8 protein-coding genes are annotated in these 10,934 nt (G+C 58.3%); 2 read left to right on the top strand and 6 right to left on the bottom strand.

What is annotated here, in order from left to right; genetic code table 11:
• Positions 1–157 precede the first annotated feature (157 nt).
• Both H1Y01_RS17880 and H1Y01_RS17875 read left to right on the top strand, forming a co-directional pair.
• Positions 158–3,724: a TonB-dependent receptor gene (locus H1Y01_RS17880; protein ID WP_219341669.1), complete on the top strand. Its 3,567-nt coding sequence runs from the start codon at positions 158–160 to the stop codon at positions 3,722–3,724.
• A 288-nt stretch (positions 3,725–4,012) separates the two neighbouring features.
• Complete coding sequence (locus H1Y01_RS17875) at positions 4,013–5,686, top strand: peptide-N4-asparagine amidase (protein ID WP_180541950.1); 1,674 nt, start codon at positions 4,013–4,015, stop codon at positions 5,684–5,686.
• A 12-nt stretch (positions 5,687–5,698) separates the two neighbouring features.
• Here the strand turns inward: H1Y01_RS17875 and H1Y01_RS17870 are convergent, their stop codons facing one another.
• The 6 genes from H1Y01_RS17870 to rsmG form a co-directional block, all read right to left on the bottom strand.
• Complete coding sequence (locus H1Y01_RS17870; protein WP_180541948.1) at positions 5,699–7,855, bottom strand: sodium-translocating pyrophosphatase; 2,157 nt, start codon at positions 7,853–7,855, stop codon at positions 5,699–5,701.
• Positions 7,856–8,353: 498 nt separating this feature from the next.
• Positions 8,354–8,611, bottom strand: a complete 258-nt coding sequence (locus H1Y01_RS17865; protein ID WP_180541946.1) for a CopG family ribbon-helix-helix protein — start codon at positions 8,609–8,611, stop codon at positions 8,354–8,356.
• A gap of 44 nt (positions 8,612–8,655) precedes the next feature.
• Positions 8,656–9,144: a Kelch repeat-containing protein gene (locus tag H1Y01_RS17860; RefSeq protein WP_437179972.1), complete on the bottom strand. Its 489-nt coding sequence runs from the start codon at positions 9,142–9,144 to the stop codon at positions 8,656–8,658.
• A complete protein-coding gene (locus H1Y01_RS17855) occupies positions 9,069–9,665 on the bottom strand; it encodes a Kelch repeat-containing protein (RefSeq protein ID WP_180541942.1) in 597 nt (198 codons plus the stop codon). The genes H1Y01_RS17860 and H1Y01_RS17855 overlap by 76 nt, the downstream gene beginning before the upstream one ends.
• A gap of 28 nt (positions 9,666–9,693) precedes the next feature.
• The gene (locus H1Y01_RS17850) at positions 9,694–10,137 is read right to left on the bottom strand and encodes a hypothetical protein (RefSeq protein ID WP_180541940.1); all 444 of its coding nucleotides are present in this window, start codon (positions 10,135–10,137) and stop codon (positions 9,694–9,696) included.
• 4 nt (positions 10,138–10,141) lie between these two features.
• The gene (gene rsmG / locus H1Y01_RS17845; protein ID WP_180541938.1) at positions 10,142–10,786 is read right to left on the bottom strand and encodes a 16S rRNA (guanine(527)-N(7))-methyltransferase RsmG; all 645 of its coding nucleotides are present in this window, start codon (positions 10,784–10,786) and stop codon (positions 10,142–10,144) included.
• Positions 10,787–10,934: the final 148 nt, after the last annotated feature.

Here is a 10,934-nt window from a genome sequence, read left to right as displayed (position 1 = left end):
AGCAGGTCTCCACGGATGACTTTTGGCGAAGACGCCGTGGAGACCTGATGAACCGACAACCTGGAAGGCTGGCGATCCCCTCATTATAGGGCCGACGCTGCATGCGTGGCGCATGAGGCCCGTCCGCCTTCTGACTTTAGAGGGAGAACAGACGTACGTGACACTTAAAACTAGAAGCCGCATCCTCACCCTTACGATGTCCACGATTTTCGCCGCGTCCCGCGTGATCGCGAGTGGCGGCGGAAGCCTTTTGGGAACAGTTACCGATCCAGGCGGCCGGAGCGTTCCTGAGGCAGTCGTTGTCGCGGTCGACTCCGCGACAGCGCTGACCCTGACCGCCAACACCAACCCGCAAGGGTTCTACCAGTTCCAGAGTCTTCCGGTGGGGCGGTACGACGTTACAGTAACCGCCGCCGGCTTTCAGCCCCTGCGCCGCACGGGAGTCGTCATCGATGTCAACAGCAAGGTGGTGGTGGATGCACGTCTCACCATCGGCCAACAGAATGAAACAGTGACCGTCGCCGGCGCCGCGGCGCGTGTAGAAACGATCGATACCCAGATGGGTGAAGTTATCACGGCCAAGCAGCTTACGTCGGCGCCGCTGAATGGACGCAGTTACACTGACGTGCTGTCGTTGCAATCCGGGGTGGTTCCCGTTACTTCACTTACATCCGACACGACGCAGGATGTCGGTGTCAGCGCCTTTTCTCCGTCGGGCGATTTAAATCCGGGCACCATCTCGGTTAATGGCCAGCGCGAATTCGCCAATAGCTTCGTGTTGAACGGCAGCGACGTCGAGGAAGACGTTAACATGGGCGCGGCGATCATCCCAAATCTCGATTCCATAGCCGAGTTCCGTATACTTACAAGCAGTTTCGACGCCGAACACGGGGAGTTTAGCGGGGGTCAGATCGACGTAGTTACTAAGTCGGGATCGAACGCCTTTCACGGCGATGTCTTCGAGTTCCTACGAAACACCGATCTGGACGCGCGCAACTACTTCTCTCCAACGCGGGGCGCGTTCAACCAGAGCCAGTTCGGCGGCACTGTCGGCGGTCCGATCCGGAAGAACCAGCTGTTCTTCTTCGCGGACTATCAGGGGACTCAACTAACGCAGGGAGTCGACACGGGACAGATCGCGGTTCCATCTCTTGCGGAACGCAATGGAAACTTCTCGGCTCTGGCGAGCGCGTTCAGCACGGTCGATCAGAATGGCAACAGCGTACCTACAACGGTAAGCGGACCTTATTGGGCGAACCAGTTATCCGCCAAACTAGGCTATCCGGTCAGTACGGGTGAACCTTATTACTTCTCCGGATGTGTTAGCTCCGCGCAGTGCGTGCTGCCGAACGGCGTGATTCCGCGAAGCGCATGGTCCGCGCCCGCCGCGAACCTGATGAGTTATATCCCGGCGCCGAATAACTCTAACGGAACATTTTCCACTTCATCGTCGGACGAATCGCTTCTAGATAACAAGGGCGCGTACCGCGTTGACGATGTTACCCGGTTAGGGATGCTATCGGCTTATTACTTCATTGATAACTGGTCGCAGAATAATCCGTATCCCGTCGCTCAGGGCGGCGCGAACGTGCCTGGCTTCAACGCTCGCAACTCCGCGCGAGCCCAACTTCTGGCTCTGGGCGATACCAAGACATTGGGCGCCACAGCCGTTAATGAGTTTCACTTCAGCCTATTGCGCGACGCTAACGATCTGGGTCAACCCGTGGGAGGCGTCGGCGTCAGCCTGGCGTCGCAGGGCTTCGTAGTCGGTCAGGATACACCCGGCATTGTTGCCTTATCGCCTAAGACCGAGGGAGTCGAGAACGTTGTCTTCAATAACTTCTCCATCGGGACGAATACCAATGAGCTCAAGCAGGTCAATAACACCGTTCAGGTTCGCGACGGCTTCTCCAAGGTGCTCGGAACGCATACGGTCAAAGTCGGCGCCGAGTTTCATTACGATCAGGTAAACACAAATCCCATTGCGCAGCTCAACGGCAGCTTCAGCTTCTTCGGGAGCGAAACCGGTGTGGACTTCGCGGATTATCTGCTGGGCATTTCCAGCCAGTACAACCAGAGCCAGCTTCAGCCTTTCTACGGGCGTAACAGATATGTGGGGCTCTATGCGCAGGATCAGTGGCGCCTACGCAGAAACCTCACGCTGAATTATGGTCTCCGTTGGGATCGTATCGAGCCCTGGTATGAGAAGTACAATCAACTCGCCACATTCGTTCCGGGTGAACAGTCGGTCGTGTTCCCGACCGCTCCCGCGGGCATTGTGTTTCCCGGCGACCCCGGTGTCTCGCGCACCATCGGTCCTCCCGGTAATCTCGACTTCGCGCCCCGGATCGGCCTGGCCTACGCTCCTTCCGGCGATCCTCACTCGGTGCTCGGCAAAATTCTTGGCGGTGCCGGTAAGACTAGCATCCGCGCAAGCTATGGCATGTTCTACACAGCTATCGAAGCGCTGACTATCGGGATCAGCAGCGCGAACGCGCCGTACGGGACCACTTATACCAGCCCGGCGCCGCCGCTGTTCACCACGCCGTTCGTCACGGCCGCGAACGGGCAGAACTTAGGACAGTATTTCCCGGTGCAACTGGCGCCGTTGGGATCGTCGGCAAGTCACCCGGACACGACACTGGATTGGTCGCAATTCGAACCGATTAGCGGAATCCCTAACTACTTGCCGGGCAACAAGATCCCCTACACCGAAAACTATGTCTTCTCGATCGAGCGCGGTTTCGGGAACAACACGGTTTTGAATGCGAGCTACGTAGGGAATCAGGCACATCATCTATTGGTGCTCGAAGAATCGAACCCCGGCAACCCCGCGCTCTGCCTCACTCTCAACAATCCGGCAAACCTGGCGGCCGGTCAAACTCCCTGCGGTCCGTTCAATGAGAGCGGCGTCTTTACGACTGCCTCGGGCCAGGTGATCAATGGCACGCGCGGCCCGCTAGGATCTGAGTTCGGCAGTGACACCGCCGAAACAACAATCGGCAGTTCGAATTATAATTCGCTTCAAGTTACTTTGAAGCACACTAGCGGACCGCTGCAACTGCTTGCAGCATACACCTATAGTAAGTCTCTCGATCAGTCTTCTAATTTGGGCGAAGAGGTGAATCCGCTCAATCCGTCGCTCAGCAAAGCGCTATCCGCGTTCGATATCCGGCACAATTTCGTGGTCAGTTATAACTATCGGATTCCTTTCAACCGGCTGTTCAAGTCGGATAACCGCTGGATGCAGGGATGGGAACTATCGGGAATCACGCGTTTCAGCAGCGGTCTCCCGGTGACGCTCGTCAACTACGGCGATAACTCCCTACTTGGCGCGGAACCGAACGGAATTAACAACTACGGCGTCGATGAACCGGACGTGACCTTGGGCGCACTTGACTTGAACCGCAATCCCCGCAACGGCCAACCCTACTTCAATGCCTCCCTCTTCAGCGAGAACGCGCTGGGCACCCCTGGTAACGCCTCGCGGAGGTACTTCTCGGGACCGGGGATGGAAAACTTCGATATAGCGCTCCTCAAGAACCTGCGCATCACCGAGTCCCAATCGCTTCAGTTGCGACTGGAAGCGTTCAATGTTTTCAATCACGCCCAGTTTTTCGGCCCGCAAGCGGTCGACGGAAACATCAGTAGCTCGACGTTCGGCCAGGTAGTCAGCGCTCTACCGCCGCGGCTGGTCCAAGTCGCGGCTAAGTTTATGTTCTAAGGAAGTAAGAGGACTTCGGGTTGCGTGCCTCGCACCGAGGATTGGTGAAGTGTTCGGTCGCGCCGCGCGGGTAAAGGCGTTTGAAGATTAACTTTCCGGAGCACCAGCTCCGTCGCCGTCGCGGCTCAGTAACTGCACTGGCGGCGGCGCGGGCGTTTGGACCGGCGCTGTTTGTAAGAAGCAGTGGGTGTTAGCACCGGCTCACGGCTAGCGGAGCGCTTTGGGGCCACGCTGACGGGCGCGTGTTACACTCGCCCTCAGCCAACGCCTTTGGCAGGAGCGATTCATTTGTCTCGACGAGATCTATTCGCCGTTTATTCTATTGTTGTTCTCGGCTGTACCGCGACTCAGGCCGCGCCCCCTGCAGCCATTTCGAAGCCCATCTCGGGTGTGCCGAGGGCTTCGGGAGGATCTAACTCGATTTCATACTTTCAAGGGGCCGACGCTGCGCCGCAGGGTACCCCCTGCACAGTCACTCTTTTCAGCAATTATCTGTTTGAGAACTTCAACGCTCAGTACTTCACCTACACGCCGGCGTGCCCCGGTCCGTGGTCCTCGATCCAGTTTGTCGGCAACTTCGCGATCACGCCCGGCATTCAATATGACCGGACCGCCGAAATCTCCATCGGCTACGTGAATGTCTACTTCGGTACAACTCGCGAAGATGACCCGACCTTCGGGCCCACCTGGAAAGTGACCCGGGACCTGACCGACTACGCGCCCTTGTTCAACACGACGCAGCCGGGCGAGGTAGACCTGGGGAATCTAGTGAACTCGGAATACACCGGCGTCATATCCGGGACGGCGACCCTCGAGTTCTATCCGGTCGCGTCGGGCGCTACAGCACCGGTCGTCGCCGATGCCGTGTACCCTCTTCCCGACGGCCCCGGCGGAGCGGTCGCGTTGAACAATTCCTCATCGCAGCTTGCCGAAACCTTCACGCTGCCGACTAACGTGGAGCGCGCTTACCTTGACGTGTTCACGCAAAGCCAGAGTAACGATGAATTCTGGTGGAGCTGCGTGCCCAACGATATTCTGAGCGACTTCCCCGGCGATTGCGGTAACTCGGCTTTCCGGGAAGCGGAGATAAGTATCGACGGTACTCCGGCGGGAGTCGCGCCGGTCTATCCCTGGATCTACACGGGCGGCGTGGATCCCAACTTATGGCTTCCCATTCCGGATGTTCAAACTTTGAACTTTAAGCCCTACCGAGTGGACCTGACTCCCTTCGCCGCAACCTTGAGCAACGGGCAGCCCCATACGGTTGCGCTCAGCGTATACAATGCGGATTCGTACTTCGCAGCCACCGCGACGCTGCTGGTGTATGAGGATCACGGATCGACGACGGTTACCGGAGCAACGACCGAAAACACGATCGGGAGCGGCCCGAATCCCGTGGAGCAGGAAAATATCGGAATCAATTCCAGCGGTTACCCGGTAGGCACGATCGCCATCACTTCCGATCGGCAATTCACGGTTTCAGGGTACGTTAAGACTTCGCACGGAACGATAACGACGGTCATCAGTCAAACCATCGATTACGGGAACCTCCAGACCTACACGAATTCCTTGAACGAGTACCAACAACTCACGACGGTAAACTCCATAACGACGGTGACCGACGGCTCGAACACGGAAAACACGACTCGAGATTACACCTTTCCCTTCAACGTGACGATTACGGCTGTGACCGCATCGAACGGAGATTTCGACGAGACGGTTTCGGACAAGCAGTCCTATAATCTGGCGGTGCTTGTACAATCTGACGGAGTTACAACCTCTTCCGGATCGACATCGGATAGCTTCAGCGGGGCAGATACGATCGACTACACGGCCGGAGTCGACCTCGGCCAAGAGAGCACCGAGATCCAGAAGACTAAGACCGGCAATACCTGCAACGAGTTGCAGTTCAAAGCGCTCAACGACACGCTGATCGGCTATACTGCCGGACCTTGTCAGTAAGCGGGCGAGTTATTACAAGAAGAGCGGAGCGGCTACCAGAGTAATAGTGCTGAGTAGCTTGATGAGGACGTGGAGCGAAGGGCCGGCGGTGTCTTTAAAGGGATCGCCGACCGTGTCGCCCACAACCGCGGCCTTGTGCGCTTCCGATCCTTTGCCTCCGAAGTGATTTAATTCGATGTATTTCTTGGCGTTGTCCCAGGCGCCGCCGCTGTTGTTCATTAGCATCGCCATGAGGACGCCGGTGATGGTTCCGACCATGAGGAACGCGGCTACCGCGGTCGCGCCGAAGTGGAACATGCGGAAGACCAGTCCTACGGCTACGGGACTCGCTACTGCTAGCACTCCGGGGACAATCATTTCTTTCAGGGCGGAGCGCGTTACGATGTCGACGCACGCGCCGTAGTCCGGGTCCGAGGTTCCGGCCATGATGCCGGGGTCGTTAGCAAATTGGCGGCGCACTTCCTTAATGACTGTCTGGGCGGAATGGCCTACGGCGCGGATCGCGAAGGAGCTGAAGAGGAATACCAGCATCGCGCCCAGCAAAGCTCCGGCGAAAACCGGCACCTGGCCCAGATCGATCGGGAAGGCAGCTTCGGGGGGGAGTCTTAGGAGGGATTTGACCTCGTCGATGTAGGCCGAGAAGAGGAGGAATGCGGCGAGCGCGGCGCTTCCTACGGCGTATCCCTTGGTGAGGGCTTTGGTGGTGTTACCCACGGCATCCAGGCGGTCGGTACGCATGCGGATCGCGTCGGTCTGGCCGGACATTTCAACGATACCGCCGGCGTTGTCTGTTATAGGTCCGAAGGTATCCATCGCGAGGATATAGCCTGCGGCGGAAAGCATGCCGATGGTAGCTACGGCGGTGCCGAAGAGTCCGGCAGCCTGCGGGGTGACACCGGCCAGACCGGAGTGCTCGCCCAGATAGAAAGAGCCGAGGATAGCCCCAACGATAACTAAGATCGGGAGAGCGACGCATTCGAGACCGACGGCGAATCCGGAGATGATGGTGGTGGCAGCGCCGGTGCGGCAGGCATCGGCGATTTCGAGAACCGGGCGGTATTTGTCCTCCGTGTAGTACTGGGTAATGAAGACAAAGAGGATGCTGGCGGCGATGCCGAGGAGTCCGGAGAAGAAGAAGTTCCAGTTGCCGTTCAAGAGTAGATAGACGGCGATCGCGAGGCCGGCGGTAGCTATGGCGATCGTGACATAGAAACCGCGGTTGAGAGCGTGCATCGGGTCGCCATCTTCCGTGCCTTTTACAGCGAAGACGCCGATGATGGAGGCTAGTAAACCGAAGGCTCCGGTAACTAAAGGGAAGAGTATCCCTTTGAGGCCGAATGCGGGATAGAGGCCGGCTGCAAGGATGATGGCGCCGATGTTTTCAGCGGCGGTGGATTCGAAAAGGTCCGCGCCGCGGCCTGCGCAATCCCCGACGTTGTCGCCCACCAGATCGGCGATGACGGCGGGGTTGCGCGGGTCGTCTTCAGGGATGCCGGCTTCGACTTTACCGACTAAGTCGGCGCCTACATCGGCGGCTTTCGTGTAGATGCCGCCGCCGAGTTGTGCGAATAGTGCGACGAAACTAGCGCCGAAACCGAAAGCGACGATCTGGCTGGGGATCCGAGTGGGGTCATCGAGGCCGCCGAAGAGTAGGAACAGGACGGCGACTCCCAGGAGGGACAGTCCGACCACGCTGAGTCCGGTGACGGCGCCTCCGCGCAGGGCAGTTTGGAGAGCTGCGTTAAGGGAAGCGCGGGCGGCGGAAGCGGTGCGGATGTTGGCGCGGATGGAGACCCACATTCCGCTAAAGCCCGCGAGCATGGAGCATCCGGCGCCGGCGACAAAGGAGATGGTCATGCGAACGGCTAGGGTTAGCGAGGATGCGGCGGAGTAGCTGGAGAAGATAACTACCGCTAGTATGGCGGCCATGAGCAAGATGGTTCGGTTCTGGCGGCGCATGAAAGCTTCAGCACCTTGTTTGATGGCATCGGAGATGTGCCGCATCTGGGCAGTTCCGGTATCGAGGCGAATGACAGATCGACCTAGCGCAGCGGCAACGATGATGCCGAAAACGCTGATTCCAAGGACGGCAAAGAGATACCCTTGCCCGTTCCCCGTTGGGTCGCCGGCTTGTAACCAGAGCGCCCACGGGGCTGAGAGAAACGACATTTCTATTAAAGACTCCCGTCAGTGTGATGACAAACCCTTGAATCTACCATGGTTAAGATTTGGGCCATGGGTCGATTTGGGACGACTAAGTACTTTTCAAGGGAGAACGGGCAGGATTCTGGTTTGGGCTTGATGACGCGAGGCCGTTAAGGATACAGTGGCGTCGCTGCGAGAACACCCGTTTGTCGACGTTCTCCGTATAATCCGAATACTGCACCAGAAGCGTGATGTCCGGCGGATCCTTGAACGGGATACAGAAAAGCCGAGCTAAGAACGCTAGAGTTCAGCGGGCCATTTCTGCCGACCGTGAAAATACGGCCATTAGTTCCAAGCGGTCGCCGCGCACACGGGACGGAATGATGTAAGGCGTGTCTGGTACCACGCGTTCACGCGCAACGATTCGTGCCGCGATGCGCGCTGCGTGCTGCTCAGAGCCCTTTTCTAGGTGCGCCCGGAGAGCCGTAAGGTGAACAATTGCTCGCCGTGACCATACAACCTTCATCGGGGGACTTTTAGCTCGCCGCCTTTACCCCACGACTTTAACCATCGAGAAACTTGGTCGTGACTTACGAACGGACCGGCGTCCAACTCCGACTGCCCAGCCTGAATTTCGGCCAGTTGCCACTCTTCCGACTCGACGTATGCGGCGATGGCTTCGGCTGCCAGAAAAGACTTGGCGCGATTGGATTGCCTTGCCAACGCATCGAGGCGGGTGTTCGTGGCAGCATCGATCCGGATCGAGAGAGTTTCGCTCACTGTGTTTACCTGTGTACATTCTCGTACAGTAACCAAAGTCGGCTTCATCTCCGCGAGGAGAGTAAGAACCATGTGTCAGCCACGGCGGTAAAGCCGGTGACAACGCCTCCGGACAGGATGAGACCCTTACTCTTCGGATAAAAGGCCACGGCCTGAGCCCACCGTGGGCTCGGCGCAAAGGTCGTCTGTATCTCCGTCCAATCGGCGCCGTCCCATGTCCACGTGTCGTTTAGACCGACGCCCGGCTCAGAGTACCCGCCGAACAGGACGGCTTTACCGATCTCCGTGTCGTAAGTCAGCGTATTTAGCGTTCGCGCGGCCGGCGACGAGCCCGGAAACTGTTGGGTCCAGGTTACCCCGTCCCATGTCCAAGTGTCCCCGTAAAAGACATCGCAGCATCCGTATTGCTCAATGTCGCCACCGAACAGAACAATCGTTTGCGTGGCTTTGTCATAAGTCATCCTCGTCCGGCGGGGAGATGGACTCGACGACGGAAACCTCTGCGCCCACTCCTTCGCTCTCCCGTCCCATATCCAGGTGTCATTTTCATCACGACGCCATCGCCGGAGGCATTGCCCGAACCGCCGAACAAAACTACGGTCTGAGCGGCATCGTTGTAAGCGAATCCTGCTGAATCACGAGGCGGGGGAGATAGGCGTGGGAATTGCTGGGTCCAGGTAACGCCATCCCAAGTCCAGGTGTCGTTTAGGTCATCGCCGGAAACGATGTTGTTGCCTCCAAACAGGACGACGGTTCCCGTGGCCGCATCGTAAGTCATCGCGGCGCCTCCTCGCGGTGGGGGCGACGTCGCGGGGAAAAGCTGACTCCACGCGCCTCGCTGAAAGACCCAGGTGTCCCCGTAGAAGATGCCGTCTATGGTTTCGCCGCCAAAGAGTACTGCCGAGCCAGTGGCCGAATCATAGGCAAGCGCAGAGGCAGATCTGGCCGAAGGTATCGAGGATAGAGAAGGCTTTACCCATCCGAACGTCTGCGCTTCCGCCAGGGTTAACGATAAGAAGCTAATTGCGACGGTTAGTCTTATCGCGAAGGTCATTGGTTGTTCACCTTTCACTCGGTTGCTTCTACTGACTAAGACGATTCGGGCACTCTTCTTTCGGGAATATCACGATAGTCCCGGTTTGTCTCTCGCCTTGCCATGACTCGGAGATGGTGACGTTTTCGTACCGGATACTTGAGACCGAGGGCGCACCTGTCGCCCCGAAGAGACGGCCACGTTCTCGTCCTCGCATATCTAATGGGACTAACTCCGTGAGCACGTCCTCTCCTGACTGGGCGGTAAATGCCGGCGTTGTTGGTGGAAGCTGGATGCTGCAGACATGCCCGTTTGCGGCGAAATTAACGACGATTTCGACTCCCGATCCGAGGGCGAGCGTCTCCGTGGTAAGGGGACTGCCGTGCCCATACCTCGCAAGTAAATTTACGGCGAATTCCGCGGCATCGAACTGAGCTACGGCAGGGAGCCCAACGAACATCGTCAAAAGCGCGACCAGCAGCTTCGCCTTCATGCGTCTATGGTACATGCGAGGACATCTGCACTAGCGTGCGCAGCCCCGAGGACTCAGGGAGTTCGTACCGAGCTAGCACGCTTAGCTTCAGTTTGTGTTTGCGTGCCTCCGGCGTGGCTGCTTCGATTTCGGTGTCTATGTCGCGACCTTTATAGAGTAGGGCTCGCGAACCGGCGCGGATGGCGGGGCCGAATAAGTCGCAGGCTTTGGGAAGCGGCGCAACCGCGCGTCCGGTGATCAGGATCGGGGGCGCCTCGCGAAGGTATTCTTCGGCGCGGGCGTTGACTACTGTCGTGTTCGTTAGTTCAAGAGCTTCAGTCGCCTCCGCTACGAAGCGGGCTTTCTTGCCGATCGATTCGACTAAGGTGAATTGTTGGCCGGGGAGGACGATCGCGAGAGGGATGCCGGGGAATCCGGCGCCCGTTCCGGCATCGAGAATCGCGGCGGCGCCGGCGAAGAAGCGCCAGGGGAGAACGGAATCGAGGACGTGCTTGATCGCGGCGTCTCGCGGGGTGACGATGCGGGTGAGATTGAAGTGCCGGTTCGCTTCGTCGATCCGCTCCAGATGCCGTGCGCCGAGATGAATCAGACGATCGCGCTCCGGGAGATCGGGCGGCAGCACCGACTCGAGTTCGCTGGCGAAGGACACGATGAGATGATGATGGCACTACCGGGCGCGAGAGTGCGTGCGCAAAGACGGTGTCGGGAATAGTCTCGACACGGCACGGACGAGTCTGTGCGCCACGAGCGGTTCCTTATGAAGGGGTCATCGCGCGGCGGTCTGAATAGAGTAGTGC

The sequence above is a fragment of the Nevskia soli genome, from assembly GCF_903970205.1.
In the GTDB taxonomy this organism is placed as follows: domain Bacteria; phylum Acidobacteriota; class Terriglobia; order Bryobacterales; family Bryobacteraceae; genus Bog-113.
The sequence above is the reverse complement of the archived record's forward strand: the minus strand, read 5'-3'. Positions and strand labels throughout refer to the sequence as shown.